The sequence below is a fragment of the Pseudonocardia ammonioxydans genome, assembly GCF_900115005.1.
GTDB lineage: Bacteria > Actinomycetota > Actinomycetes > Mycobacteriales > Pseudonocardiaceae > Pseudonocardia > Pseudonocardia ammonioxydans.
This window is the reverse complement of sequence record NZ_FOUY01000007.1, coordinates 106233-132322: the sequence shown is the minus strand read 5'-3', so window position 1 is coordinate 132322 and position 26090 is coordinate 106233. Positions and strand designations below refer to the sequence as shown.

Sequence of the window (26090 nt, the reverse complement as noted above, 5' to 3'; positions counted from 1 at the left end):
CGCACCGCCGTCGCAGCCATCAGGAGCAGTGATACCCGACATGTTCTCGCGCATCGCCATCGTCAACCGCGGCGAACCCGCCATGCGTCTGATCAACGCCGTCCGCGAGTGGAATGCCGAGAACGGTCCCGACCGCCGGCTGCGCACGATCGCCTTCCACACCGCCGTCGACCGGCGGGCGATGTACGTCCGGGAGGCCGACGAGGCCGTCCTGATCGGGCCGGACGACCCCGACCACATGGGCGCGAGCCCCTACCTCGACCACGCCGAGCTGGAGCGCGCGCTGCGCGCGTCCCGGGCCGACGCCGTGTGGCCGGGCTGGGGCTTCGTCTCGGAGAAGGCCGACTTCGCCGAGCTGTGCGAACGGCTCGGGATCACCTTCGTCGGCCCGTCGGCCGAGGTGATGCGCCGGCTCGGCGACAAGATCGCCTCCAAGCAGCTGGCCGAGTCGGTCGGCGTGCCGATGGCGCCCTGGTCCGGTGGCCCGGTCGCCGACCTCGACGCCGCCCGCGCGGCCGCCGCGACCGTCGGCTACCCGCTGATGGTCAAGGCGACCGCGGGCGGCGGGGGCCGCGGCATCCGGTTCGTGGCGGGCCCGGAGCAGCTGGACGAGGCGTTCGAGCGGGCGGTGTCCGAGGCGTCCCGCACGGCGGGCGACGCCACGGTCTTCCTCGAGCGCGCGGTCTCCGGCGGGCGGCACGTCGAGGTGCAGGTCGTCGCCGATGCCGGCGGGGACGTGTGGACGCTCGGCGTGCGCGACTGCTCGGTCCAGCGACGCAACCAGAAGGTGATCGAGGAGTCGGCGTCGACCGCGCTGGACGCCGACCAGGAGAAGCTGCTGCGCGACTCGGCGGCCGAGCTGGCCCGCGCCGCCGGCTACGTCAACGCGGGCACCGTGGAGTTCCTCTACCAGCCGGAGGAGAAGCTGCTCTCCTTCCTCGAGGTCAACACCCGGCTGCAGGTCGAGCACCCGGTCACCGAGGCGTGCACCGGCGTCGACATCGTCAAGCTGCAGTTGCACGTGGCGGCCGGCGGGGCGCTGGCCGAGGTCGCAGCGGGCGGGAGCGACGCCGCCCCGGCCGGCTCCGGCTGGGCGATCGAGGCCCGGCTGACCGCCGAGGACCCCGAGCGGGAGTTCGCCCCGGCCCCGGGCCGGATCGAGCACCTGGCCCTGCCCAGCGGCCCGGGCATCCGGGTGGACACCGGCGTCGCCGCGGGCGACGTCATCCCCCCGCAGTTCGACTCGATGATCGCCAAGGTGATCGCCTGGGGCCGGGACCGCGACGAGGCCCGCGCCCGGCTCTCGCGCGCGCTGCGCCAGACCGCGGCGGTGATCGACGGCGGCTCGACGAACAAGGCGTTCCTGCTCGACCTGCTCGACCGCGACGAGCTGCGCTCCGGTGACCTCGAGACCACCTGGCTCGACACGATGATGGCGCAGGGCTACGCGCCGCCCCGCCGGCTCGACGTCGCGCTGCTGGCCACGGCGATCCAGTCGCACGACGGGCACGTCACCCGCCAGCAGGACCGGCTGTTCCGCTCGGCCGAGGCGGGGCGCCCCGAGGTGGGCTACGAGACCTGGCACCAGACCGACGTCACCGCGGCCGGGCAGTCCTACAAGCTGCGCGTGGCCCGCACCCGGGCCGGCCGCTACCGGGTCGAGCTGGTGGGCGGCTCCGCCCAGGACGGCGGCTCCACCCAGGTGGTGGACGTCGACGTCGAGCGCAACGGCGCCTACGAGCGCCGGCTCACCGTCGGCGACCGCTCCTGGACGGTGCTGTCGGTCGCCCAGGACGCCGACTACCTGGTCGAGGTCGACGGCGCGGTGCACCGCATCTCCGGCGGCGAGGCCGGCATCGTGCGCGCCCCCGCCCCGGCGATGGTGGTCGCGCTGCCGGTCGCCCCGGGTGACGTCGTCGCCGAGGGCGACACGCTCGCGATCGTCGAGTCGATGAAGCTGGAGACCTCGCTGCGGGCCCCGTTCGACGGCACCGTCGCCGAGCTGCTCGTCCCGGCCAACACCCAGGTCGACGGCGGCACCAAGCTCGTCCGCCTCGAGCCCGCCGCGGACGCGGGCGAGGACTCGGCCGCCTCCGCCACGCCGGCCGCCGACCGCGCGGACTTCTCCGCGTTCGCCGACACCGGCACCGACGCCGACCCGGCCGCCACCGCGGCCGACGCCCTGTCCGCGCTGCGCTACCAGGTCCTGGGCTTCGACGTCGACGAGCGCCAGGCCCGCCCGCAGCTGCGCCGGCTCGACGCGGCCCGCGCCGCGCTGGCCACCGGCGACCCGGCGGTGCTCGCCGGCGAGATGGCCGTCCTGCGGATCTTCGCCGACCTGTGCGCCCTGTCGCGCAACCGTTCCGAGACCGACGACGAGACCGGCGAGACCGAGCGCAACCCGCAGGAGTACCTCTACGCCTACCTGCGCAGCCGCGACCCGGAGGACGAGGGGCTGCCCGAGTCGTTCCAGGCCAAGCTGCGCACGGCCCTGGCGCACTACGGCGTCACCGACCTGAGCGCCGACAGCGCCCAGTCTCGTTCCGCTGACGCTCCTCTCGGCGACCTCGGCCCGGCGCTGTACCGGATGTTCCTGGCCCACCGCCGCGCCCCGCAGCAGGTGCCGGTCGTGCTGGAGCTGCTGAACTGGCGGCTGCAGCACCCCGAGTCGGTCGCCGGCCTGCCCACCGCCGTGCACGAGGAGTACCTGCGGACCCTCGACGCCGTCGTCGTCGCCACCCAGCTGCGGCACCCGGTCGTCGGCGACACCGCCCGGCTGGTCCGCTACCGCGCGTTCGACGCGCCGGTGGTCGCCGCCGAGCGGTCCCGGGCGCTCGCCGAGGTCCGGGAGAGCCTGGACGTGCTCGCCGCGGGCCAGGACGGGGACGGCGCCGTGCCGGACCGCGCCCGGCGGATCGACGCCCTGGTCGCCTCCTCGGAGCCGATCCTGGGCGTGTTCGGCGAGCGGCACGACGCCGTGCTGCTGGAGGTGATGACCCGGCGCTACTACCGGGTCCGGCCGCTGCGCGAGCTGGAGCTCACCGAGCACGCCGGCAAGCCGCTGCTGACCGCGCGCTACCAGCACCTCGGCAACGACCGCACGCTGTTCGCCTCGGTGATCGACAACAACGACCCCGAGGCCGCGACGGCCGTGGCCGCCGAGCTGCGCCGCCGGGTCGCCGAGCTCGGTGACGAGCCCGGCAACCGCACCGCGCTGGTCGACCTCTACGTCACCTCCACCAAGGCCGACGACGGCGGCGACCCCGACGCCCGCGCCGAGCGGGTCCGGGCCGCGCTGGGCCGGGTGCCGGGCGGGATCCTGCACCGGGTCGCCGTCGCGGTGCGCCCGAACCCGCGGGTGACCGGCGACGGCACGGACGAGGCGGAGTCGCCCACCTGGTTCACCTTCCGCCCGGACGAGTCGGGCGAGCTGGTCGAGGACCGGACGTTGCGCGGCATGCACCCGCTGGTCGCCGACCGGCTGCGGCTGTGGCGGTTCCGCAACTTCGAGCTGACCCGCCTGCCCGCCGCGCTCGACGTGCACCTGTTCCGGGCCACCGGCCGCGAGGTCGCCGCCGACGACCGGCTGGTCGCGATGGCCGACGTCCGCGACCTCACCGTGCTGCGCGACGAGGAGACCGGCCGGATCCGCTCGCTGCCGCAGTTCGAGCGGGCCCTGGACGCCTGCATCAACTCGCTGCGCGCCGCCCGGGCCGGGGACCGGACCCTCGCCCGGACGTCCTGGAACCGGATCGCGCTCTACGTGTGGCCCGAGGTCGACGTGCCGCTGGCCGAGCTCGACGCGGTCGTGCGCCGGCTCGCGCCGCGCACCGCGAACCTCGGCCTGGAGCAGGTGCTGGTCGAGTTCCGCACGCCCGAGCGGAGCGTCAGCGGCACCGGCATCAGCTCCGGCGTCGCCGACGGCGAGGGCGCGGGCATCCCCCGGTCGATGCTGCTGCGCATGTCGCGCCCGCCCGGCGCCGGCCTCACCGTGCGCCTCGACGAGCCGCCGACCCAGCCGATGCGCGAGCTCGACGCCTACGACCAGAAGGTGCTCAAGGCCCGCCGCCGCGGCGCGGTCTACCCCTACGAGATCGTCCCGCTGCTCACCGCGCCGGTCGACGCCGGCGAGGGCACCTGGACCGAGTACGACCTCGACGAGGCCGGCGTGCCGCACCCGGTCGACCGGGCCCCGGGCGGCAACACCGCCAACATCGTGCTCGGCGTCGTCTCGGTCCCGACCCGCCGCTACCCGGAGGGGCTGAAGCGGGTCGTGCTGCTCGGCGACCCGACCCGGGCGCTGGGCGCCATCGCCGAGCCCGAGTGCCGCCGGGTGCTGGCCGGGATCGACCTCGCCCGCGAGCTGGGCGTGCCGATCGAGTGGTTCGCCGTCTCGGCCGGCGCGAAGATCGCGATGGACTCCGGCACCGAGAACATGGACTGGATCTCGCGGGTGCTGCGCGGGATCATCGAGTACACCCAGGACGGCGGCGAGCTCAACGTCGTCGTCACCGGCATCAACGTCGGCGCCCAGCCCTACTGGAACGCCGAGGCCACGATGCTCATGCACACCAAGGGCATCCTGGTCATGACGCCGGACTCGGCCATGGTCCTGACCGGCAAGCAGTCGCTGGACTACTCCGGCGGCGTCTCCGCCGAGGACAACTTCGGCATCGGCGGCTACGACCGGATCATGGGCCCGAACGGCCAGGCCCAGTTCTGGGCGCCGGACCTGTCCGGCGCGGTGTCGGTGCTGATGCGCCACTACGGGCACACCTGGACGCTGCCCGGCGAGCGGTTCCCGCGCCCGGCGCCGACCACCGACCCGGTCTCGCGGGACGTCACGACGGCCCCGCACTCCGGCCCGAACTGCGAGTTCGCCACGCTCGGCGAGATCTGGGCGGCGGCGACGAACGGCGAGCGCAAGAAGCCCTTCGACATCCGCTCGGTGCTGCGCGGCGTCGCCGACGCCGACCACGTCACCGCGGAGCGGTGGGCCGACATGCACGACGCCGAGTCGGTCGTCGCCCTCGATGCCCACCTCGGCGGGCAGCCGGTCGCCATGGTCGGCATCGAGTCGCGGCCGATCCCGCGCCGCGGCCCGCGCCCGGTGGACGGCCCGGCCCAGTTCACCGCAGGCACGCTGTTCCCGCGGTCCTCGCGCAAGTGCGCGCGGGCGATCAACGCGGCGTCCGGCAACCGGCCGCTGATCGTGCTGGCCAACCTGTCCGGCTTCGACGGCTCGCCGGAGTCGCTGCGCGGGCTGCAGCTGGAGAACGGCGCCGAGATCGGCCGGGCCATCGTCAACTTCGACGGCCCGATCGTCTTCTGCGTCGTCTCCCGCTACCACGGCGGCGCGTTCGTGGTGTTCTCCGGGACGCTGAACGACAACATGGAGGTCGCCGCGATCACCGGCTCCTACGCCTCCGTGCTGGGCGGCGCGCCCGCGGCCGCGGTCGTCTTCGCGAGCGAGGTCAACGACCGCACCGCGAAGGACCCGCGGGTCACCGACCTGGAGGCCCGGATCGCCGAGGCCACCGAGGCGGGCGACGAGGCCACCGCGGCCCGGCTGCGCGGCGAGCTCACGACGCTGCGGCCGGACGTCCGCTCGGAGAAGCTCGGCCAGGTCGCCGACGAGTTCGACACCAAACACTCCATCGAGCGGGCGCAGTCCGTCGGCTCGGTGCACCGGATCGTCTCCCCGGACCAGCTGCGGCCCTACCTGGCCGATGCCGTCCAGCGAGGCATGAAGCGCACTCTCGACACGATCGGAGGAAACGCATGACCTTCCAGGCCACCGACACCCATCCGGAGCCGCGGGTCGCCGTCGTCACCGGAGGGGCCCGCGGGATCGGCGCCGCCATCACCACCGCGCTGGCCCGCTCCGGGGTCCACGTCGCCGCCGGGTACTCGTCCAACTCGAAGGCCGCCGAGGACCTGCAGGAGAAGCTGCGCGCCGAGGGGGCCTCGATCTCGGTCCACCAGGGCAACGTCGGCTCGCCGGACGACTGCCAACGCGTCGTCTCCGAGGTGCTCGAGCAGCGCGGCCGGGTCGACTACCTGATCAACAACGCCGGCATCACGGTCGACAAGACCGTCCGCAAGCTGACCGTGGACGACTGGCACGCGGTGCTGCGGATCAACCTGTCGGGCTCGTTCTACATGACCAAGGCCGTGCTCGACCACATGACCGAGAACCAGTTCGGCCGGATCGTGAACATCTCCTCGGTGATCGGCCAGACCGGCTCGGTCGGCCAGGCCAACTACGCCTCCTCCAAGTCCGGCCTGATCGGCTTCTCGAAGTCGCTCGCCCAGGAGGTCGCGCGCAAGGGCATCACCGTCAACTGCGTGGCGCCCGGGTTCATCGAGACCGAGATGGTCGCCGCGGTGCCCGAGAAGGCCATGGAGAAGATCCTGGCGAAGATCCCGGTCGGCCGGCTGGGCCAGGCCGACGAGATCGCCCGCGCCGTGCAGTTCCTGGTCGACGACCGCGCCGGTTACGTCACCGGCTCGGTGATCAGCGTGAACGGCGGCATCGACATGGGGTCCTGACCCCTTCCCTGCCGAGGGCCCCGTACGACGACGAGCGGGGCCCTCGTGCGTATCCGGCCGGCACGCCCGTCAGGCGCGGGAGCACAACCCCTTGGACTCGAGGACCCGCGCCGCGGCGGCGTCGTTGGCCTCCGGGGTGATCCGGCCGTCGCCGAGGGCGCGCTCGGCGGAGTCGAGCAGCGGCCCGGCCGCGGTGACGTTGGAGAACAGGGCGATGTCCGACCCGGCGGACAGGGCCCGCACGGTCGCCTCGGCCAGCCCGTACCGGTCGGTGATCGCCTTCATCGCGCCGAGGTCGTCGGTCATCACGACACCGTCGAAGCGGTACTGCTCGCGGAGCAGGCGGTAGGCGGCCGGGTCGATGCTGGCCGGGTTGCCGTCGGCGGTCAGCCCGGGCACCTCCAGGTGCCCCAGCATCACGCCGATCCGGCCGTCGAGCGGCCTGCCGGGCCCCACGAGCGCCGCGTACGGCGCCAGGTCCCGCTGCTGCAGCTCGGCCAGCGGCGGGGTGCTCACCGATCCCTGGTGCGAGTCGCCGGAGCCGCTGCCGTGCCCCGGGAAGTGCTTGAGGACCCCGTACACGCCGCCGGCCTGCTGGCCCTCGGCCCAGGCCCGCGCGTAGCGGGTGGCGGTCTCCGGGTCGTCGGAGAACGAGCGGTCCCCGATCACCGAGGCCCGGGGCTGGTCCGAGACGTCCACCGACGGGGCCAGGTTCCAGGTGACGCCGCGGGCCCGCAGCTGCCCGGCCCGCTCCCGGGCGATCTCGCGGACCTGCTCCGGGGTGCGCGAGGCGGCCATCTGCCGGGCGCTGGGGATGTCGCCGTCGAGCTCGTCGATCCGCTGGACGCGGCCGCCCTCCTCGTCGACGGCGACCGCCAGCGGGGTGCGGGAGGCGTCCTGCAGCGCCTGCATCCGGTCGTTCCGCAGCAGTGCGGTCGCGTTGCCGCCCAGGAACACCCCACCGACCTGCGAGTCCCGCACGATCTGTGCCGCGCCGGCCGGGTCGGACGCGTCGACGCCCACCATCAGCCGCTGCGCCAGGCGGTCCCGCGGGGAGAGCGCGGCGACCATCGGGGCGCAGGTGTCGACGGGCTGCTCGACGCTCGCCGGGGACGCCTGCGGCTGCGCCGGGGCGGGGGCGCCGTCCGCCGGGGTCCGGTGCGTGGTGAGCGCCGGGGCGGCGACGGCCACGGTGCCCGCGACCAGCGCGCCGACGACCGCGGCGGTCAGCAACCCGGCGCCCCGGCGCCTGCCGGTGCCGGTGACGGGGTGGGTTCGTCCGCGCATCGCCGACCATCGTGGCAGCACCCGCGCCGCCCGGCCGCGCACCCCCGGTGACCGGGGTCAGGCCGGTGCCGGGACCTGCTCGTCCGCGGGCGGCGGGCCGGGCGGGGTGCCGTCACCGAACGGGCGGCCGCCGAGCTGCTCGCGGCCGTGCGGGGTCAGCCAGCCCGACGGGTCCGGCCCCACCGGCACCACCCCGGTCGGGTTCACGGAGGTGTGCACGCCGTAGTAGTGCTGCTTGATCTGCTCGAAGTCGATCGTGTCGCCGAACCCGGGTGTCTGGAACAGGTCCCGGGCGTACGCCCACAGCACGGGCAGCTCGGTGAGCTTGTGCCGGTTGGCCTTGAAGTGGCCGTGGTACGCGGCGTCGAAGCGGGCCAGGGTCACCCACAGCCGGATGTCGGCCTGGGTGATCGTGTCGCCGACCAGGTAGCGCCGGGTCGCCAGGTGCGACGACAGCGCGTCCAGCCGCGCCCACAGCGCCGCGTAGGCCCGCTCGTAGGCGGCCTGGCCGGAGGCGAACCCGCACTTGTAGACGCCGTTGTTGACGTCGTGGAAGATCCCCTCGCCGAGCGCGGTGATCTCGTCGCGGTGCTCGGCGGGCCACAGGTCCGGCGCGCCCGGCCGGTGCAGCCCGCGCCACTGGGTGGACAGGTCGCGCTCGAGCTCGGCGTACTCGTTGGTGACGACCTTGCCCGAGGCCACCTCGACCATCGCCGGGACGGTGACGCCCTCGTCGTAGCCGGGGACCGCCTTCTCGTAGGCCTCGCGCAGGTACTCGATGCCGAGCACCGGGTCGACGTCGCCGGGGTCGAGGTGGAAGCGCCAGCTGCGCTCGTCGTGCAGCGGGCCCGCGATGCCCAGCGAGATCGCGTCCTCCAGCCCGAGCAGCCGCCGGGTGATGATCACCCGGTTCGCCCACGGGCAGGCCCGCGCGCCGACCAGCCGGTACCGGCCCGCCTCGACCGGCCACGGCGACGACCCGTCCGCCGTGATGCGCTCGGCCACGCCGAGCGGTTCCCGCACGAACTCGCCGCTGTCCCGATCGGTCCCCATGCCGGCGACCGTAGCGGCGGGTGCGCGGCCCCGCAGGTCACGCCCGTGATCGGATGAGCGCATGAACGACGTCGACAGCACGGCCGAGCGGGCGCTCGGCGATCTGGTCCGGCCCGGTTCCCGCGTCGCGGTGGCCGACGCCTGCGGTCTGCCGTACGTGCTCACCGGCCCGCTGAGCCGGGTGGCCGCGCGGGCCGGCGGCGTGCGGCTGGTGCTCGGCTGGATCCCCGGCCCCGCGCCCGACCTGGACCCGGACGCGTTCGCCGACATCCGCACGGTCGTCGGCGGGCCGGGCGCCCGCGGGCTGATCGAGTCGCGCGCCGCGCACCGCGTCCCGGCCCGGCTCTCGGCGGTGCCGGCGCTGCTCGCCGGGCCGCTGCGCCCGGACCTGCTGCTGGCCACGGTCGTCGAGCACCCCGACGGGTACCGCTTCGGCGCGGAGTCCTCGTGGATGCGCGGGCTCGCCGAGGACGGCGTGCCGGTCGCCGCGGTCGTCGCCCGCGACGCACCGGGTGCCGAAGGCGGAGCCCCGCTGCCGGACGTCACCGTGCTCGGCGAGACCGAGGGGCGCCCGTTCACGGTCGACACCCCGCCCCCGACCGAGGCCGACCGGCGCATCGCCGAGCGGGTCGCCCCGCTGGTGCCCGCGGGCGCGCGGATCCAGTTCGGTCCCGGCCGGCTGGCCACCGCGCTGGTCGCGGCGCTCGACGTCGGGGTGCACGTCGACTCGGGCCTGCTCGCCGACCCCGTCGTGGACCTGGCCGAGCGCGGGCTGCTGCTGGGCACGCCGTCGGCGACCGCGCTGCACGGCAGCCGGCGGCTCTACGACTGGGCCGACGGCCGGACGGAGCAGGGCGTGGTCCGGCCGATCGAGTACACCCACGACCTGTCCCGGCTGAGCACGGCGCCGTCGCCGCTGATCGCGCTGAACACCGCGCTGGAGATCGACGTGCACGGCCAGGTCAACGTCGAGGGCGTCGCCGGCTCGGCGGCCGGGATGATCGGCGGGCACCCGGACTTCGCGGCCGCGGCGGCGCGCGGGCCCGGGCTGTCGGTGATCGCGCTGGCGTCCGAGCACCGGGGCCGTCCCACCCTGGTGGAGCGGCTCGGCGGGCCGGTCACCACGCCGTCGCACGATGTCGACGTGGTCGTCACCGATCGGGGAAGCGCGGACCTGCGCGGCCTGGGCCGGGAGGAGCGGGAACGCGCGCTCGCAGCGCTCTGGCGGGGCGCCGTTGGCGCGAACGAGTGAACTGAAAATCCACTGCGTGACCGACATCACAAAATTCGCAGGTTTTTCGCGTGGCGGAAACCCCCGGCATGCGGCAGCGGGATGCGGCCACGACCGGTTACGCGCCGCACGCCGCGGACGCGGACGCTGCGTCACTGGTGGGAGCGTACGCAGCGCACGGAGCGGAGACGCGGGTCACCCGCCCGTGGCGTGGTCCGGGCCACAGCGACGGATCGCTCGTTGCGTATAACACAACATCGGCGGTCGAATCCAGACCCCCGCCCCGGGGCGGGACGCGGGCGGCTCCCCCGATCTACGGTCGGGTGACCCCGAAACACCCGACTTGTGTCGAGGAGACGCGGTACATGACGGCCGACCATCGCACCGACAGCGAGACGCCCGAGCTGGGCAGGACAGTCCAGGAATTCGGTGACGACCCCACCGAGGTCCGCGAGTCCACCCACTACAAGCACGAGTACGTGCAGACGTTCGTCGACAAGTGGGACGAGCTGATCGACTGGCGGGCACGCTACGAGAGCGAGGGGAAGTTCTTCGTCCAGCAGCTCCGCGACCGCGGGGTGAAGAGCGTCCTCGACGTCGCGACGGGCACGGGCTTCCACTCGGTCCGCCTGCTCGAGGAGGGCTTCGAGACCGTCGTCTCCGCCGACGGCAGCGCCGAGATGCTCGCGAAGGCCTTCGACAACGGCATGAAGTTCGGCGGGCACATCCTGCGCGTCGTGCAGGCCGACTGGCGCTGGCTCAACCGGGACGTCCACGGTGAGTACGACGCGATCATCTGCCTCGGGAACTCGTTCACCCACCTGTTCTCCGAGAAGGACCGCCGCAAGGCACTCGCGGAGTTCTACGCGATGCTCAAGCACGACGGCGTCCTGATCCTGGATCAGCGCAACTACGACTCGATCCTGGACAACGGCTTCAGCTCGAAGCACCAGTACTACTACTGCGGCGACGGCGTCGTCGCCGAGCCGGAGCACGTCGACGACGGGCTCGCGCGCTTCCGCTACGAGTTCTCGGACGGCTCCGAGTACCACCTCAACATGTTCCCGCTGCGCAAGGACTACACGCGGCGGCTCATGCACGAGGTCGGTTTCCAGAAGATCGAGACCTTCGGCGACTTCCAGTCGACCTACTCCGACGACGAGCCGGACTTCTTCGTCCACATCGCTGAGAAGGCCTACCTCGAAGAGGAGAACAACGAGGAGGAGAACGAGGCGTGACCCAGGCACAGGCCGCCGAGAAGACCGCTCGCAGCTACTACGACTCCGAGGACGCCGACAACTTCTACTCCCTGGTCTGGGGCGGCGAGGACATCCACGTCGGCCTCTACGAGACCCCGGGTGAGGAGATCGCGGCCGCGAGCCGCCGCACCGTCGCGCGGATGGCCGAGATCGCCGGCATCGGGGCGGGCACCCAGGTGCTCGACCTCGGTTCGGGCTACGGCGGCGCCGCCCGCCAGCTCGCCCGCAACCACGGCGCGAAGGTGCACTGCCTCAACCTGTCGCCGGTGGAGAACGAGCGCAACACCCGGCTCACCACCGAGCAGGGGCTCGAGAAGCTGGTGAGCGTCGCCACCGGGACGTTCGAGGACGTGCCCGTCGAGGACGCCTCCATCGACGTCGTCTGGTCCCAGGACGCGTTCCTGCACTCCGGGGACCGGGACCGGGTCCTCGACGAGGCCGCCCGCGTGCTGAAGCCGGGCGGGCAGGTCGTGTTCACCGACCCGATGGCCGTCGACGGGCTCGACCAGTCGTCGATCCAGCCGATCCTGGACCGGATCCAGCTGGCGACGATGGCCACCCCCGGCTTCTACACCGGCGGGCTGGAGAAGCGCGGCTTCACCTCGGTCACCTTCCACGACCACGCCGCCCAGCTGCCGACGCACTACGGGCGCGTCCGTGAGGAGCTCGTCGCGCGGGAGCAGGAGCTGGCCGCGGCGATCTCGGACACCTACATCACCAACATGAAGGCGGGCCTGCAGCACTGGGTGGACGGCGGCAACGCCGGCAAGCTCACCTGGGGCGTCGTGCACGCGATCAAGGGCTGATTTCCGCACGAGCCGTGGCCCGGCACCTCGTCAGGGGTGCCGGGCCACAGCCGTGTCAGGCGGCGGGCCCGGCCGCCGTCAGTCGTCGTCCCTGTCGTCCTGCTCGCCGCCCTGCTGCCCGCCGCCCTGCTGGTCGCCGCCCTGCTGGTCGCCGCCCTGCTGGTCATCGTCGCCGCGGTCGTCGTCCCCGTCGTCACCGCCCTGCTGCTCTTGCTGCTGCTGGGGCGGAGCCGGGGCCTCCTCCGCCGGGCCGCAGGCGCCGGCGGTGGTGAACACGAGGGCGAGCGCGGCGAGGGTGCCGAGCGCCGCCCGGGAGAGCGTTGTTCGTCGCATGCGGGCGATTCTTCCACCCGTGTCCGCTTTCAGCTGCGCAGGAAGTCCCGGAGCTCGCCGAGCACGACGTCCGGCTGCTCGTCGACGAGGAAGTGCCCGGCACCGGGCAGCGCGCGCCCGGTGACGAGGTCCGGGCCCACCGCCGCGCGCCGCCACACCTGCAGCGGGCTCTCCGCGTTCGCCCCGACCACCCCGGCGCCGCCCCACAGCACCAGGGTGGGGACCGAGATCCGCTGCCCGGCGCCGTCCGCGGCGGCGTCGTGCTCCAGGTCGATCGACGCACCCGCCCGGTAGTCCTCCAGCATCGCGTGCCGCGCCGCGGGGTCGGCGAACGCCCGCTCGTAGGCTGCGAGCGCCTGCGGCGGGTGCGCGTCCAGCCCGGAGCCCCAGCCGCCGAGCAGCGTGTGCAGGTAGCCGACCGGGTCGGCCGAGATGAGCCGTTCCGGCAGGTCGGCCGGCTGGATGAAGAAGAACCAGTGGTAGTACGCGGTCGCCAGCGCCCGGTCGACGTGGCCGTAGACGTAGGCCGTGGGCAGGATGTCGAGCAGCGCGGCCCGGGTGACCCGCTCGGGGTGGTCGAGCAGCATCCGGTGGGTGACCCGCGCGCCGCGGTCGTGCCCGGCCACGGCGAAGCCGTCGAACCCGAGCCGGGACATCACCTCGACCTGGTCGGCCGCCATCGCGCGGAACGAGTAGCCCGCGTGGTCGTCGCCGGACTCCGGGCGGCCGGACTCCCCGTAGCCGCGCAGGTCGGTGCAGACGACGGTGTGGTCGCGGGCCAGCTCCTCGGCCACCGGTGCCCACATCGCGTGGGCCTGCGGGAACCCGTGCAGCAGCAGGACCGGCGGCCCGTCCCCGCCCCGGACGCCGTGGATCGGCACCGCGTCCGGGCCGACGGTCAGGTCGAAGGTGGTGAAGTCGCCGAACACTGCTGAGGACCTCCAGCCGGTCGTACGTCGTCGCGGGAGCTGTCGTCGTCAGGGCCGGCGTCGTCAGGGCCGGCGTCGTGGGGGCCCGCGACGTGGGAGCGGCGATCCCGCAGATCGAACACCCAGAACCGCAGCACCGCGAACCGGAGCAGGCCGCCCCCGACGCTGGCCACCGCGACCGCGGCCGCCTCCTGCCCCGGCGTGGGCGCGCCGACCAGCCACTGCAGCGCGAGCAGCACACCGGAGCTGTAGGTGGCGTAGAAGGCGATCGTGCCCAGGTCCTGCACCCATTCCCGGAGCCGGTGGGCGCGGGCACCGCCGAACGCGAGCCGCCGGTTCAGCTCGGTGCTGAGCGCGGTGGTGACGGTGAGCGAGAGCAGGTTCGCCGGTACTGCGGGCAGCAGCGGCCGGAACAGCAGGAACAGCCCGGCGTTCAGCGCGGTCGCCGCACCGCCGACGAGCGCGTAACGGGCGAGCTGGACGGCCAGCGGGTGCCGCGCACGCAGCCGGCGCAGGCCGGCACCCGGCCACGTCCGTCGTCCCCGTTCCGGGGTGGGTGCTGCGTCCACCGGTCCTCCCGCCGCCTCCTCCACCGATCTTGACAGGGATCCCCGGTACGGACGAGGCGGACGCCCGCGAACGTTGTCACACCGTCACGCCCAGCTCGGCAGGACCGCCCCCGGAGCTGCCGGACGACCCTCGGATCTGCCAGGACGGCCCTCGGATCTGCAAGGACGGCCCTCAGATCTGCAGGAAAACCGTCTCCCCGTCGCCGCGCAGCCGGATGTCGAACCGGTAGCGGTCCGGCGCCTCGGCGACCGCGACCAGGGTGCCGCGCCGCTCGGCGGGCACCGACGACAGCAGCGGGTCGGCGGCGTTGGCCTCGGCGTTCCCGGGGAGGTAGATCCGGGTCACGAGCCGGTCGAGCAGTCCGCGGGCGAACACCGAGACGTCGATGTGCGGGGCCTCCCGCACGTCCGCGGCCCCGTCGAACACGGGCAGCGCGTCGAACACGGGCAGCGCGCCGGGCAGCACCGTGCGCACGCTCCAGCGGCCCCGGTCGTCGGTCGCGGCCCGGCCGAACCCGCGGAAGCCCTCGACCGCCGGTGTCCGGGCACCGCGCGGGTCGTCGGGATGGTCGAACCGGCCGTCCGGGTCCGCCTGCCAGGTCTCGATCATCGCGTCGACGACGGGCTCGCCGGCGCCGTCGTACACGGTCCCGCCGATCGTCACCGCACCCGGCGTGCCCTCCGGGACGACGTCCGGGCCGTCCGGCCACGGCAACCCGAGGGCGAGGTAGGGCCCGACGGTCTGGGAGGGGGTCAGCTGCCCGGGTCGGTCGGTGCTCATGCGTGCGGCTCCTCGAACGGGGTCTGCTCCCGCCCGCGCAGGACGATGTCGAACCGGAACGCGAGCGCCCACTCGGGCCGGGTCGCGTCCAGGTCGAAGGTGGAGATCATGCGCTCGCGCGCGCCCTCTGGCACCGAGTTGTAGATCGGGTCCTGGGCGAACAGCGGGTCGTCCGGGAAGTACATCTGGGTCACCAGGCGCTGGGTGAACGCCCGCCCGAACAGCGAGAAGTGGATGTGCGCGGGGCGCCAGGCGTTGTGGTGGTTGCCCCACGGGTAGGCGCCCGGCTTGATCGTGGTGAACGAGTAGTCGCCGTGGGCGTCGGTGAGCACCCGCCCGCCGCCGGTGAAGTTCGGGTCGAGCGGGGCGGGCCAGTCGTCCCACCGGTGCGCGTACCGGCCCGCGGCGTTGGCCTGCCAGATCTCGACGAGGGTGTCCGGGACCGGGCGGCCGTCGGAGTCCGCGACCCGCCCGAACACGATGATCCGCTGGCCCTGGGCCTCCCCGTGCTCGCCGAGGGTCAGGTCGTCGTCGCCGGGGCGGATCGGCCCGGTCAGCAGCGGCCCGGTGACCTCGGTGAGCCGGTGCGGCAGGATCACCGGCTGCCGGACCGGGGCACGCAGCCCGGTGCTCCGGTAGCCCGGGAAGTCCAGCGGCGCGTGGGTGCCCTCGGGCACCGGCGCGTACGGCGGGAGCGTCGGGGTTCGTTCGGCCGGCTGGGCCATCGACGGCGTCCTCTCTCGTGGGTGGTGGGTCAGACGGCCCCGTGCGGCAGTCCGACGTAGTTCTCCGCCAGGCTCGTCGCGGCGGCCCGGGACGTCACCGTGTAGCGCAGCTGCGAGCGCTGGAGCCCGACGCCGAACGGGTCACCGGCCTCGGTCGAGGAGTCGAAGCGGTGCAGCATCGACGTCATGAACCAGGAGAAGTGCTCGGCCCGCCAGACCCGGCGCAGGCAGGTCGCCGAGTAGTCGTCGAACCCGCGCTCGTCGCCGTCGCGGTAGAACCGCTCGACGGCCTCGGCCAGCACCCGCACGTCGGCGATCGCCAGGTTCATCCCCTTGGCGCCGGTCGGCGGCACGATGTGCGCGGCGTCGCCGGCCAGGAACAGCCGCCCGTGCCGCATCGGCGAGGCGACCATGCTGCGCATGCCGGTCACGCTCGGCTTCTCGAGCAGCTCCCCCTCGTTCAGGGTGAAGCCGTCGCAGGCCAGCCGGGTCTGCAGCTCGTCCCAGATCCGGGCCTCCGACCAGCTGCCCGCCTCGGTGTCGGGCGGGACCTGCAGGTAGAGCCGGGTGACCTCGGGGCTGCGCATCGAGTACAGCGCGAAGCCGTTGTCGTGGTGGGAGTAGACCAGCTCGTCGGTGGTGGGGGCGGCCTGCGCCAGCACGCCCAGCCAGCCGAACGGGTAGACGCGTTCGACGATCTCCGGCGCCACGACCGAGCGCGCGGTGCCGTGGAACCCGTCGCACCCGGCGACGACGTCGCAGCGCAGCCGGTGGGCCGTCCCGTCCGCGGCGGTGTAGGTGATCGACGGCGCGTCCGTGGTGACGTCGTGGATCTCGACGCCGGACACCTCGAACTCGACCGGCAACCCGGCGTCGTCGATCCGGTCGGCGAGCAGGTCCTTGACCACCTCCTGCTGGCCGTACACGGTGATCCCCCGGCCGACGAGGTCGGCGAAGTCGATCCGGTGGTCCTCGGCCGGCCCGCCGGGGGTCTCGGCGAAGCGCAGCGAGATCCCGGTGTGCGGCATGCCCTCCCGGTCCAGCCGCCCGGCGACGCCTGCCTCGCGCAGCAGGTCGACGGTCGGGGCCTCCAGGACGCCGGCCCGGACCCGGGCCTGGACGTAGGCGCGGCTGCGGGCCTCCAGCACGACCGAGTCGATGCCGGCGCGGGCCAGCAACGTGGCCAGCACGAGCCCGGCGGGCCCCGCCCCCACGATGCCGACCTGCGTCCTGGACTCCTGCCGTGCCGTCATACGGAAAACTGTCCCCGACCCGCGGCCCCCGGCTCGACCCAGCTTCCACTGTGCGGAAGAATGCCCGGTCATGGCGTCACGACCGGTCCGTTCGGGGGTCACCGCCCGGGTACTGGACGTCCTCGGCGCGTTCACCGCCGAGGCCCCGGTGCTCGGCCTGTCCGAGATCGCGAAGCGCACCGGGCTGCCGCTGACCACCGCCCACCGGATCGTCGGCGAGCTCGCCGCCGGCGGTGCGCTGCACCGCGGCGACGACGGCCGCTACCGGATCGGCCTGCGGCTCTGGGAGATCGCCCACCTGGCACCGGCCAGCCACGATCTGCGGGACGCGGCGATGCCCTTCCTCGAGGACCTGCACGAGGTGACCCGGCACAACGTCCAGCTGGCCGTCCTGGACCCCGAGGACCCGGGCGAGGTGGTCTACGTCGAGCGGCTCTCCAGCCGGGACGCCGTCTCGATCGTCACCCGGTCCGGCTCGCGGCTGCCGGCGCACGCCACCGGGGTCGGCCTGGTGCTGCTCGCCCACGCCGACCCCGACGACGTCGAGCGGGTCCTCGCCCGCCCGCTGCGCCGGTTCACCCCGTACACGGTGTGCGACCCCGGCGGCGTCCGGTCGCTGCTCGCGCAGGTCCGCTCCGGTGGCTTCGTGATCTCCGACCGGCAGATCGAGGCGGTCTCGCTGTCGGTGGCGGCACCGGTGAGCCAGGGCAGCGGCCCGGTCGTCGCGGCGCTGTCGATCGTCGTGCCCGCGGTCGGGACGAACCCGCACACCTGGGTCCCCGCCGTCCGGGCGGCGGCGCGCGGCATCAGCCGCGCGCTCGCGCCGCAGTGAGCACTTTCGTGATCGTTCCGATGCGGCGGCGGACGGGACGCCGTGGCGCCGGTCGTGCCACGGTGGCGGCGTGCGCGACTTCCGCATCGAGATCCCCGAGGCCGAGCTCGACGACCTGCGCGAGCGGCTCGCCCGGACCCGCTGGCCGGACCCGGCCACCGTCGACGGCTGGGCCCAGGGCCTCCCGCTGGACTACGCCCGCGAGCTCTGCGAGTACTGGCGGACCCGCTACGACTGGCGCCGGGTCGAGGCGGAGATCAACTCCTGGCCGCAGTTCCGCACCGACCTCGACGGCGGCGGCGACGACTCGGTCGAGGTGCACCTGCTGCACGCGCGCTCGCGGCACCCCGGGGCGATGCCGCTGCTGCTCACCCACGGCTGGCCGGGCTCGATCGTCGAGTTCCTCGACGTCCTGCCCGCGCTGACCGATCCCGAGGACCCGGCCGACGCCTTCCACGTGGTGGTCCCGACGCTGCCCGGCTTCGGGTTCTCCGGCAAGCCCGCCGTGGCCGGGTGGGGCGTGGAGCGGATCGCGGTGGCGTGGGCCCAGCTGATGGACCGGCTCGGGTACGACCGGTTCGCCGCGCAGGGCGGCGACTGGGGATCGATGATCACCTCGGCGCTCGGGACGGCGGCGCCGGAGATGCTGCACGGCATCCACCTGACCATGGCGCTCGCGCCGAAGCCGGACGACGACGACCAGCCGCTGTCCGAGCAGGAGAAGCGCGACATCGCGTTCTCCAAGGACTTCGAGCGCTACGGCACCGGGTACTCCACCGAGCAGCGCACGCGGCCGCAGACCATCGGGTACGGGCTGGTCGACTCGCCCGTCGCCCAGTGCACGTGGATCGTCGAGAAGTTCTGGGACTGGACCGACTGTGCCGGGCACCCGGAGAACGTGATCACCCGGGACCGGTTGCTGGACAACGTGATGCAGTACTGGCTGAACGGGGCGGGCGCCTCGTCGGCGCGGATCTACTGGGAGAGCTACGCGCGGCGCCGGATGGACGACGTCGCCGTCCCGACCGGCATCGCCCAGTTCCCGCACGAGATGGTGAAGCTGCCCCGGCACTGGCTGCAGCGCCGCTACACCGACCTCCGGTGGTTCACCCGGCCCGAGGTGGGCGGGCACTTCGCCTCGCTGGAGCAGCCCGAGACGTTCGTGGACGAGCTGCGGGGGTTCTTCCGGACGCTCCGGTGAGCGACCTTCCCGGACCCACCGGGCGCGCTCCCGGACTCGCCGGTCGGCCCCGCCCCGGACGCCGACGGTCAGCGGCGGCCGGGCGGGATCCGGCCGGGTCGCGGCCACAGCCGCAGCCGGGCCACCGCCCGCACCCGGGCCGGTCCCAGCGTGGCCGAGTCGGTCGAGCCGAACGGGTTGTCGCCGCGGACGTGCCAGCCGTCGTCGTCCGGACGCACCGCCCGCTTCACCGACAGCTGACCGGGCCGCGCGTCCCAGGTGACCAGCACGACGTCACCGGGCCGCACCGGCGCGTCGAACCGGACCAGCACGACGTCGCCGTCGGCGAGCGCGGGGGACATCGACGGGCCCCGCACGGTCACCCTCCGCCAGCGCACGTCGCGCCTCCCTCCAGAGTGGATCTCCTCAACGTGCCCCCTGCTGCGCCCCGGTCACAGGGGTAGGGTCGTCGTCGCCAGAACGATCACCCACCAGGGAGGATTTCATGCGGCTGTCCCGCATTCTCCGCCCGCGGCTGGAGGCCACCGCACACTGCGACCTCCCCTGCGGCGTCTACGACCCGGCCCAGGCCCGGATCGAGGCCGAGTCGGTCAAGGCCATCCAGGAGAAGTACCAGGGCAACGACGACGCGGACTTCCGGGCCCGCGCCATCGAGATCAAGGAGCAGCGCTCCGACCTGGTCAAGCACCACCTCTGGGTGCTGTGGACCGACTACTTCAAGCCGCCGCACTTCGAGAAGTACCCGGAGCTGCACGAGCTGTTCAACAAGGCCACCAAGGCCGCCGGTGCCACCGGCACGAAGGGGTCGAACGACCCCAAGACCGGCCAGGAGCTGCTGGACTACATCGCCCAGATCGACAAGATCTTCTGGGAGACCAAGCAGGCTGCCTGATCACAGGCTCCAGGGCGGCGCCGACCGGTGGGAACGTGTTCCCGTCGGTCGGCGCCGTTTCTCGTCGCCGGGCCGCTTTCCGCCGCCGCTCACCCTCCGCGTGGCCCGACCGATGACTTTCCCGCGCCGGGCCGGTCTCCACGCCGAGGACCGACTCGCAGGAGGCCGACGCCGTGCGGACACTGACCTATGGCATGAACGTGAGCCTGGACGGCTACATCACTGCGCCCGGCGACGATCTCGGCTGGAGCGTGCCGAGCGACGAGCTGTTCCAGTGGTGGTCCGACCGGGTAGCGGCGACGGGCCTGGCGCTGTACGGACGCAGGCTGTGGGAGGCGATGAGCTCCCACTGGCCGACCGCCGACCAGCAGCCCGGCGTCACGCCGGGGCACGTCGAGTACGCCCGCCGCTGGCGGAACATGCCGAAGGTGGTGTTCTCCTCGACGGCCCGGCCGGTCGACTGGAACACCCGTCTGGTCACCGGTGACGCGGTCACCGAGATCACCCGGCTCAAGGCCGAGGACGGCGGTCCCATGGACGTCTGCGGGGCCACCCTCGCCGCGGCGGCCGTGCGGGCCGGGCTGGTCGACGAGTACACGGTCGTCACCCACCCGGTCCTGGTGGGCGGTGGTACGCCGTTCTTCACCGCCCTGGACAGCTGGGTGAACCTGAACCTGGTGGAGACCCGGACGTTCCCCGACGGCGTGGTGCTGGCCAGGTACGAGACCAGGCGCTGACCACCGGTCCGCGGTCGATCTTCTGCTCGGACGCCGGACCGGACTCCCGCTTCGTTGCCGCTGGTCGGCGGCGAAGCTGCACACCTGGACCGACCCCTGCCGCCGAACGGGTGATTTCACGCCCGACAGGTGCATTGACGTGTCTCTCGGTTTCCCCTGACCGGTCAGGGCGCCGAAACTGTCGGTGGTCGAGCGTATGTTCGAACCATGCAGCTGGGGCAGGCGATACCGGACGGGCTGGCGACCATGCCACCCGGCCCCGACCTGGCCACCGTCCTCGCCTCGATCGACCTGACGAAGGTGTGCAACGACGACATCGACGAGGTCATGCTCGCCCACCACCGGCAGCTGGCCCACCACCAGGCCCACATGTTCGCCGCCATCTCCGAGGTCGTGCACCGCCGCCCGTTCGCCGGGCCCCTGGAGATCCGCCGCGGTGCCCTGCCCGACCAGTACGGCTCGGATGAGATCCGCTTCGCGCTGGCCTGGAACCGCCGTGCCGCCGAGTACGAGATGAGCCTCGCCGTCACGCTTGTCAGTGACCTTCCGCAGGTGCAGGCCTCCCTGTGTCAGGGGCGGATCGACCGCACCAAGGCCCGGGTGTTCGCCCAGCACCTCGCCGACCTCCCGGAAGCCCAGCGCACCGCGATCTGCGAGGCGGTCCTGCCACACGCACCGAAGCTGACCACCGGCCAGATCGGGGAACGGATCAAACGGCTGATCCTCGAACTCGACCCCGCCTACTACGAGCGCCGCTACCGCAAAGCCATCCGGGACCGCCTGGTCGTGGCGTACCTGACCGAGACCGGCACCGCCGTCATCTCCGCCGAAGGACTGCCCGCCGAGGAGGCGGCCGCGGCGTGGGAGCGCCTCGACGCCCTGGCCAAAGCCGCGCGGCGTGACGGGCATCCGGGCACGATCGACCAGATCCGTGCCGATCTCGTCCTCGGCCTGCTCGACGGGACACTGCACGGATTGGACCGGGCCGGGATCCTGCGCGCGCTGATGGCCCGCTTCGCCGGGCACGCCGACAACCCCACCGGTAGCGAGGTCGACAAGCCTGCCGCCGGCACCCCGGCTGCGGGCCGCCCGGCGTCCGGCAACCCGGCCTCCGGCAGCGCGAGCCCCGGTAACCGGATCTCCGGCAGGCCGACCGCCGATACCGGTGGAGCCGGCTCCGATGACCCCATCGCTGACGATCCGGGTGTTGGTGCTCCCGTGTCCGATACGCCCGCACCCGAGGACCCTGCACCCGGCAGCCCTACTCCCGACGGCCCTGCACCCGGCGGCCCCGGAACTGATGGACCCACACCGAGCAACGGCTCAGAGCACGGCGACACCACCTCCGGCGCACCCGACACCTCCGGCGCACCCGGCTCGAGCGATCCCGACACCGACCACGGCTCGGGTGCCTCGGACTCGGACTCGGACTCGGACTCGGACTCGGACTCGGACGATCCTGACACCGACGACCAGGGACCGAGCGACCCCGGCCCGAACGACCCCGACCCCGGCCCTGGAGATCCCCGGCCCAACAGCCCGAACGGCGGCGGCACACCCGCACCCCCCGACGCCGGCCCCGACCCATCCCCGACCGTGCCGACACAACGCCGCAGCAACGACCACACCGAACCCCGGACGAGCGCCAGTGTCGGGACCGAGATCCGCATCCCCCTCAGCACCCTGCTCGGCCTCGACAACCGCGCCGGCGAACTCCCCGGCTGGGGACCCATCCCCGCCAGCGCCGCGAGACGCCTCGTCGCCCGCCAGCACCGCGCCCAATGGCGCTGGGTCGTGGTCGACGACCACGGCCACCTGCTCGCCGAAGGCATCACCCGACACCGCCCCGTCCCGCGAAACCGCAACGGGCCACCCGGCGGGATCGTCGAACTCCACATCCCCGCCACCCAGCTCACGGGACTGGCCGCGGACGCTGCCGAACACGACGCCTGGGCGACGGTGATCACCGACATCGCCGACCAGTACCGGCAGCACACCGAACAGGACGATCCCGACGCCGGACTCGACAATCAACCGAGTGCGCGGTTCCCCCATGCGGCACTGCGCCGCCACACCGAGGTCCGCGATCGCACCTGCCTCGGCCCCGGGTGTCGCACCGCAGCCCGACGCTGCGACCAAGACCACACGATCGATCACCATCACGGCGGGCCGACCGTCCGGGCCGACCTCGGGCCGCTGTGCCGGCACGACCACACGCTCAAGTCGAAGGGCAACTGGCGCCTCGACCAACCCGAACCCGGCCACTTCATCTGGACCAGCCCCCTCAAACGCCAGTACCGGGTCGACCCCGAACCGATCCTGCCGCCACCGATCACACCAGTCCCCCGCAAGGACGACCCTGCCTTCGACGCGCCCGCACCCGGTCCCGTCTACGCCGACGACGAACAACCCGACCTACGTCGACACGAACGCGGCCCACCGGCCCAGAACGACACCTCGACGGACGGCATCGAGCCGGCCGGTCCCACGCCCCGGCGTCACACCACACCGGGCGGCACCCCACCACGGACTCCCCCGGCCGGCAGCGACAGACCGGCCGTCGCCGGCCCGGACGGTGGGGCGCGCGATGCCGACCGCGACGATCCGGCTCCGTTCTGACCCGATGTCCGAGATCCTCGACAGCCCCTCACGGGCCGGCGACTCCGTCGGCGGCGATCCGCGGTCGCGTCGCCCCGTGATCGCCGGGCGGACGCGACCCCCGGGCGGAGGCGGCCGATGACGGCACCCGGTCATCACGGTGCTCGTCCCGTTCCCCGAGCACCGATACAGCGGAAGGATGACACCGTGCGTACCCACGTCGCGCTCCTGCGCGGGATCAATGTCGGCGGGTCGGGGAAGGTCCCGATGGCCGACCTCCGACGACTGCTCACCGAACGCGGCTTCACCGAGGTCGCGACCTACATCCAGTCGGGCAACGTCGTACTGACCAGCAGCGTCGCCGACCCGGCCGCCGTCGCGACGACGATCGAGGAGATCCTGCGCGACGACTTCGCCGTGCCGCGGCCGGTCGTGACGTTCACCCGCGACGAGTACCTCGCCGCACTGGCCGCCAACCCGTTCCCGCAGGTCACCGAGCCGAAGCAGCTCCACGCGATCTTCCGCGCCGCGGCCCCGACCGAGGCCGAGCTGACCGGGCTGGACACCGCCCTCGCCGCCGAGCGCGCGGCCGGCGGGCAGGGGGACGCCGCCGTCATCGGCCGGGTCGTGTACCTGCACCTGCCCGACGGGCTCGGCCGCAGCACCCTCGCCGCCCGGCTGACGAGCCGGTCCCGGGCAGCCGACGGCGGCGGCACCGCCCGCAACTGGGCCACGGTCGGCAAGCTCGCCGAACTGCTCGGGTCCTGAGACCACTCGGGCCCGGAACTCCGACGGCGCCGCGGCCGGGAGTCCCCGGGCGGCGCCGTCGACGGCGGGTGTCGAGCTGCCAGAACGATCACCTGCACCGCGCCACCCGCACTCCTGCAAGTGACTTGCAGAAGACTACTCCTGGCGAATCCATTCGTCCACGCGTGCGCGTCGGGGATCGCGGGTACTGGGCTGTTGCTACATAGTGGCAAGTGAACCCGCGTGGCATCCCGCCACGCCCCCGTGACCGAGGAGGTCGGAGACAACCGATGGCCGAGTACACGCTCCCGGATCTTCCGTACGACTACGGCGCGCTCGCCCCGCACATCGCGCCGGAGATCATGGAGCTGCACCACTCCAAGCACCACAACACCTACGTGACCGGCCTCAACGGCGCGCTCGACAAGCTCGCCGAGGCCCGCGACAAGAACGACTTCGGCGCGATCGTCGGCCTGGAGAAGACCCTGGCCTTCAACCTGGGCGGCCACGTCAACCACTCGATCTTCTGGAAGAACCTGTCCCCGGACGGCGGCGACAAGCCCACCGGTGACCTCGCCTCGGCCCTCGACGAGCACTTCGGCTCGTTCGACGCCTTCCAGGCGCACTTCACCGCGGCCGCGACCACGATCCAGGGTTCCGGCTGGGCGATCCTGTCCTGGGACACGCTCGGGCAGCGGCTGCTGGTGCACCAGCTCTACGACCAGCAGTCGCAGCTCCCGGCCGGGCAGACGCCGATCGTCATGCTCGACATGTGGGAGCACGCGTTCTACCTGCAGTACAAGAACGTGAAGCCCGACTACGTCAAGGCCTGGTGGAACGTCGTGAACTGGGCCGACGCGGCCGAGCGCTTCGCAGCCGCCCGCGGCTGATCCGGAGCCTCGGCACCGGCCGAGCCCGTACCTGCGCCTCGCCCCGTCCGGAGTCCCGGGCGGGGCGAGCGCGTCGCTACCGGTGCGCGCCGGGGCCGGTGCGCCCGGTCGCCCGCAGCAGCAGGTGCATCGCCAGGTCCACCGACCGCTCGCGGACGTCGGTGCGCCCGCCCGGGAACTGTGGGTCGCGGCTGATCACCTGACCGTCGGCGGTGGTGACGCAGAAGCAGACGTACCCGACCGGCTTGGCCTCCGTCCCGCCGTCCGGCCCGGCGACGCCGGTGATCCCGACCCCGACGTCCGTCCCGAACCGTGCGCGGGCACCGTCGGCGAGCGCCCGGGCGACCTCCGGGGAGACCGCACCGTGCTCGGCGATCAGGTCCGCCGGCACGTCGAGCTGCGCGGTCTTGGCCTCGTTGGAGTAGGCGACCACTCCCCCGGCCACGTAGGCCGACGAACCGGCCCGGTCGACCAGCCGACCGGCCAGCAGCCCTCCGGTGCAGGACTCCCCGGTCGCGACGGTCCAGCCCCGTTCCAGCAACGCAGCGGCCAGGAGCTCGTCGGTGGTGCTGCCGTCGTCGCTGATCAGCTTGCGCCGGTGCGCCGCCACGATCCGGTCGGCGGCCTCCCGGGCGATCCCCTCCGCCCCGGGCAACGGGTGCAGGTCGGCCTCCAGCTCGGAGCGCCGCAGGCAGGTGATGATCTCGACGCGGGCCAGGTCGAGGTCGGCCCCGATCTCGCGCAGGGTCGCGGCGATGTCGGACTCGGGGATCCCGGCGAAACGCAACCGGATCGCCTCGGCGCGCGGCGCGCGCTCGAGCAGCGTCGCGACCGGTCCGGCGGCGACGACCGCGGGCCACATCCCGGTGAGCTCGCGCGGCGGCCCCGGCAGGACGACGACGACCGGCCCGCCGCCCCGGCTGACCACCAGCCCGGGCGCGGTCCCGACCGGCTCCAGTACCTCGGCCCCGTGCGGCACCCGGGCCTGCTTGGCGGTGGCGGCGTCGAGGGCCGGGCCGGCCCAGCCCGCCCGTTTCGCCCAGCCGGCGACCTTGGCGTGGATCCGGTCGCGCAGCGCAGGGTCGACGGCCATCGGTGCGGCGCAGTACTCGGCGACGATCTCCGCGGTCAGGTCGTCGGCGGTCGGGCCGAGCCCACCGCTGGTCACGACGAGGTCCTCGCCGGAGACGTGGTCCAGCGCGGACCTCAGGTCGTCGGGCCGGTCCCCGACCAGGATCACCCGGCGTACCGCGAAGCCGAGATCGCCGAGCGCGCGTGCCACGAACGGGCCGTTCGCATCGGCGACGTGGCCGGTCAGCAGCTCGCTGCCGGTGACCAGCACGGACGCGGTGGGACGCTCACTCATGATCCGAACCTACCCGCGCCGGACGGTCACGCACCGTTCCGGTTCCCGA

The 26090-nt window shown here is 73.4% G+C and carries 22 protein-coding genes; 12 read left to right on the top strand and 10 right to left on the bottom strand.

What is annotated here, in order from left to right; translation table 11 throughout:
- The first annotated feature begins 40 nt into the window (after positions 1 to 40).
- Complete coding sequence (locus BM093_RS09490) at positions 41 to 5785, top strand: ATP-binding protein (RefSeq protein WP_093340441.1); 5745 nt, start codon at positions 41 to 43, stop codon at positions 5783 to 5785.
- The gene (locus BM093_RS09485) at positions 5782 to 6552 is read left to right on the top strand and encodes a beta-ketoacyl-ACP reductase (protein WP_093340439.1); all 771 of its coding nucleotides are present in this window, start codon (positions 5782 to 5784) and stop codon (positions 6550 to 6552) included. The genes BM093_RS09490 and BM093_RS09485 overlap by 4 nt, the downstream gene beginning before the upstream one ends.
- Before the next feature lie 69 nt (positions 6553 to 6621).
- Here BM093_RS09485 and BM093_RS09480 read toward each other — a convergent pair whose 3' ends face one another.
- Together BM093_RS09480 and BM093_RS09475 are read right to left on the bottom strand one after the other, a co-directional pair.
- The gene (locus tag BM093_RS09480; RefSeq protein WP_093340436.1) at positions 6622 to 7839 is read right to left on the bottom strand and encodes a glycoside hydrolase family 3 N-terminal domain-containing protein; all 1218 of its coding nucleotides are present in this window, start codon (positions 7837 to 7839) and stop codon (positions 6622 to 6624) included.
- Between the two features lie 57 nt (positions 7840 to 7896).
- Positions 7897 to 8892 (bottom strand): glutathione S-transferase family protein, encoded by a 996-nt coding sequence (locus tag BM093_RS09475; protein ID WP_093340434.1) that lies wholly within the window; start codon positions 8890 to 8892, stop codon positions 7897 to 7899.
- Positions 8893 to 8953: 61 nt separating this feature from the next.
- Here BM093_RS09475 and BM093_RS09470 point away from each other — a divergent pair, with 61 nt between their 5' ends.
- From BM093_RS09470 to BM093_RS38145, 3 genes are all read left to right on the top strand, one after another.
- The gene (locus BM093_RS09470) at positions 8954 to 10144 is read left to right on the top strand and encodes an acetyl-CoA hydrolase/transferase C-terminal domain-containing protein (protein WP_093340432.1); all 1191 of its coding nucleotides are present in this window, start codon (positions 8954 to 8956) and stop codon (positions 10142 to 10144) included.
- A gap of 344 nt (positions 10145 to 10488) precedes the next feature.
- On the top strand, positions 10489 to 11361 hold the full coding sequence (locus BM093_RS38150; protein WP_093340430.1) for a glycine/sarcosine N-methyltransferase: 873 nt from the start codon (positions 10489 to 10491) through the stop codon (positions 11359 to 11361).
- Positions 11358 to 12188: a methyltransferase domain-containing protein gene (locus BM093_RS38145; RefSeq protein WP_093340428.1), complete on the top strand. Its 831-nt coding sequence runs from the start codon at positions 11358 to 11360 to the stop codon at positions 12186 to 12188. Before BM093_RS38150 ends, BM093_RS38145 begins: the two co-directional genes overlap by 4 nt.
- 78 nt (positions 12189 to 12266) lie before the next feature.
- Here the strand turns inward: BM093_RS38145 and BM093_RS09455 are convergent, their stop codons facing one another.
- The 6 genes from BM093_RS09455 to BM093_RS09430 form a co-directional block, all read right to left on the bottom strand.
- Positions 12267 to 12521, bottom strand: coding sequence for a hypothetical protein (locus tag BM093_RS09455; protein ID WP_093340426.1), 255 nt, complete (start codon positions 12519 to 12521; stop codon positions 12267 to 12269).
- Positions 12522 to 12550: 29 nt separating this feature from the next.
- Positions 12551 to 13450, bottom strand: a complete 900-nt coding sequence (locus BM093_RS09450) for an alpha/beta fold hydrolase (protein WP_093340423.1) — start codon at positions 13448 to 13450, stop codon at positions 12551 to 12553.
- The gene (locus BM093_RS09445; protein ID WP_177238358.1) at positions 13420 to 14019 is read right to left on the bottom strand and encodes a GtrA family protein; all 600 of its coding nucleotides are present in this window, start codon (positions 14017 to 14019) and stop codon (positions 13420 to 13422) included. The genes BM093_RS09450 and BM093_RS09445 overlap by 31 nt, the downstream gene beginning before the upstream one ends.
- A 172-nt stretch (positions 14020 to 14191) precedes the next feature.
- Positions 14192 to 14800 carry a protocatechuate 3,4-dioxygenase subunit alpha gene (pcaG, locus tag BM093_RS09440; protein WP_093340418.1) on the bottom strand — a complete coding sequence of 203 codons (609 nt, stop codon included), beginning with the start codon at positions 14798 to 14800 and terminating at the stop codon, positions 14192 to 14194.
- On the bottom strand, positions 14797 to 15525 hold the full coding sequence (gene pcaH / locus BM093_RS09435; RefSeq protein WP_093340415.1) for a protocatechuate 3,4-dioxygenase subunit beta: 729 nt from the start codon (positions 15523 to 15525) through the stop codon (positions 14797 to 14799). The genes pcaG and pcaH overlap by 4 nt, the downstream gene beginning before the upstream one ends.
- A gap of 29 nt (positions 15526 to 15554) precedes the next feature.
- Complete coding sequence (locus tag BM093_RS09430) at positions 15555 to 16778, bottom strand: 4-hydroxybenzoate 3-monooxygenase (RefSeq protein WP_093340413.1); 1224 nt, start codon at positions 16776 to 16778, stop codon at positions 15555 to 15557.
- Between the two features lie 70 nt (positions 16779 to 16848).
- On the opposite strand from BM093_RS09430, the gene BM093_RS09425 reads away from it, so the two are divergent.
- Both BM093_RS09425 and BM093_RS09420 read left to right on the top strand, forming a co-directional pair.
- Positions 16849 to 17610, top strand: a complete 762-nt coding sequence (locus BM093_RS09425; RefSeq protein WP_093340411.1) for an IclR family transcriptional regulator — start codon at positions 16849 to 16851, stop codon at positions 17608 to 17610.
- A 70-nt stretch (positions 17611 to 17680) separates the two neighbouring features.
- Positions 17681 to 18811 carry an epoxide hydrolase family protein gene (locus tag BM093_RS09420; protein WP_093340408.1) on the top strand — a complete coding sequence of 377 codons (1131 nt, stop codon included), beginning with the start codon at positions 17681 to 17683 and terminating at the stop codon, positions 18809 to 18811.
- Between the two features lie 68 nt (positions 18812 to 18879).
- Here the strand turns inward: BM093_RS09420 and BM093_RS09415 are convergent, their stop codons facing one another.
- The gene (locus BM093_RS09415; protein WP_281248698.1) at positions 18880 to 19188 is read right to left on the bottom strand and encodes a S24/S26 family peptidase; all 309 of its coding nucleotides are present in this window, start codon (positions 19186 to 19188) and stop codon (positions 18880 to 18882) included.
- A gap of 107 nt (positions 19189 to 19295) precedes the next feature.
- Here BM093_RS09415 and sodN point away from each other — a divergent pair, with 107 nt between their 5' ends.
- The 5 genes from sodN to BM093_RS09390 all read left to right on the top strand — a co-directional run bounded on the left by sodN (position 19296) and on the right by BM093_RS09390 (position 24675).
- Entirely contained in the window at positions 19296 to 19703 is a 408-nt protein-coding gene (gene sodN / locus BM093_RS09410; protein ID WP_093340403.1) for a superoxide dismutase, Ni, read from the top strand.
- Between the two features lie 173 nt (positions 19704 to 19876).
- Positions 19877 to 20440 (top strand): dihydrofolate reductase family protein, encoded by a 564-nt coding sequence (locus tag BM093_RS09405; RefSeq protein WP_093340401.1) that lies wholly within the window; start codon positions 19877 to 19879, stop codon positions 20438 to 20440.
- A 207-nt stretch (positions 20441 to 20647) separates the two neighbouring features.
- The gene (locus BM093_RS09400; RefSeq protein ID WP_093340399.1) at positions 20648 to 23059 is read left to right on the top strand and encodes an HNH endonuclease signature motif containing protein; all 2412 of its coding nucleotides are present in this window, start codon (positions 20648 to 20650) and stop codon (positions 23057 to 23059) included.
- A 186-nt stretch (positions 23060 to 23245) separates the two neighbouring features.
- Complete coding sequence (locus BM093_RS09395; RefSeq protein WP_218162717.1) at positions 23246 to 23806, top strand: DUF1697 domain-containing protein; 561 nt, start codon at positions 23246 to 23248, stop codon at positions 23804 to 23806.
- A 269-nt stretch (positions 23807 to 24075) separates the two neighbouring features.
- Positions 24076 to 24675, top strand: coding sequence for a superoxide dismutase (locus BM093_RS09390; RefSeq protein ID WP_093340394.1), 600 nt, complete (start codon positions 24076 to 24078; stop codon positions 24673 to 24675).
- Between the two features lie 76 nt (positions 24676 to 24751).
- Here BM093_RS09390 and BM093_RS09385 read toward each other — a convergent pair whose 3' ends face one another.
- The gene (locus tag BM093_RS09385; RefSeq protein ID WP_093340392.1) at positions 24752 to 26041 is read right to left on the bottom strand and encodes a competence/damage-inducible protein A; all 1290 of its coding nucleotides are present in this window, start codon (positions 26039 to 26041) and stop codon (positions 24752 to 24754) included.
- Between the last annotated feature and the right edge of the window lie 49 nt (positions 26042 to 26090).

Excerpts from the sequence above, each read along its gene's own strand:
- BM093_RS09490 (WP_093340441.1), top strand. The coding sequence starts at position 41 with ATGTTCTCGCGCATCGCCATCGTCAACCGCGGCGAACCCGCCATGCGT.
- BM093_RS09485 (WP_093340439.1), top strand. The coding sequence starts at position 5,782 with ATGACCTTCCAGGCCACCGACACCCATCCGGAGCCGCGGGTCGCCGTC.
- BM093_RS09480 (WP_093340436.1), bottom strand. The coding sequence starts at position 7,839 with ATGCGCGGACGAACCCACCCCGTCACCGGCACCGGCAGGCGCCGGGGC.
- BM093_RS09475 (WP_093340434.1), bottom strand. The coding sequence starts at position 8,892 with ATGGGGACCGATCGGGACAGCGGCGAGTTCGTGCGGGAACCGCTCGGC.
- BM093_RS09470 (WP_093340432.1), top strand. The coding sequence starts at position 8,954 with ATGAACGACGTCGACAGCACGGCCGAGCGGGCGCTCGGCGATCTGGTC.
- BM093_RS38150 (WP_093340430.1), top strand. The coding sequence starts at position 10,489 with ATGACGGCCGACCATCGCACCGACAGCGAGACGCCCGAGCTGGGCAGG.
- BM093_RS09455 (WP_093340426.1), bottom strand. The coding sequence starts at position 12,521 with ATGCGACGAACAACGCTCTCCCGGGCGGCGCTCGGCACCCTCGCCGCG.
- pcaG (WP_093340418.1), bottom strand. The coding sequence starts at position 14,800 with ATGAGCACCGACCGACCCGGGCAGCTGACCCCCTCCCAGACCGTCGGG.
- pcaH (WP_093340415.1), bottom strand. The coding sequence starts at position 15,525 with ATGGCCCAGCCGGCCGAACGAACCCCGACGCTCCCGCCGTACGCGCCG.
- BM093_RS09430 (WP_093340413.1), bottom strand. The coding sequence starts at position 16,778 with ATGACGGCACGGCAGGAGTCCAGGACGCAGGTCGGCATCGTGGGGGCG.
- BM093_RS09425 (WP_093340411.1), top strand. The coding sequence starts at position 16,849 with ATGGCGTCACGACCGGTCCGTTCGGGGGTCACCGCCCGGGTACTGGAC.
- sodN (WP_093340403.1), top strand. The coding sequence starts at position 19,296 with ATGCGGCTGTCCCGCATTCTCCGCCCGCGGCTGGAGGCCACCGCACAC.
- BM093_RS09400 (WP_093340399.1), top strand. The coding sequence starts at position 20,648 with ATGCAGCTGGGGCAGGCGATACCGGACGGGCTGGCGACCATGCCACCC.
- BM093_RS09390 (WP_093340394.1), top strand. The coding sequence starts at position 24,076 with ATGGCCGAGTACACGCTCCCGGATCTTCCGTACGACTACGGCGCGCTC.
- BM093_RS09385 (WP_093340392.1), bottom strand. The coding sequence starts at position 26,041 with ATGAGTGAGCGTCCCACCGCGTCCGTGCTGGTCACCGGCAGCGAGCTG.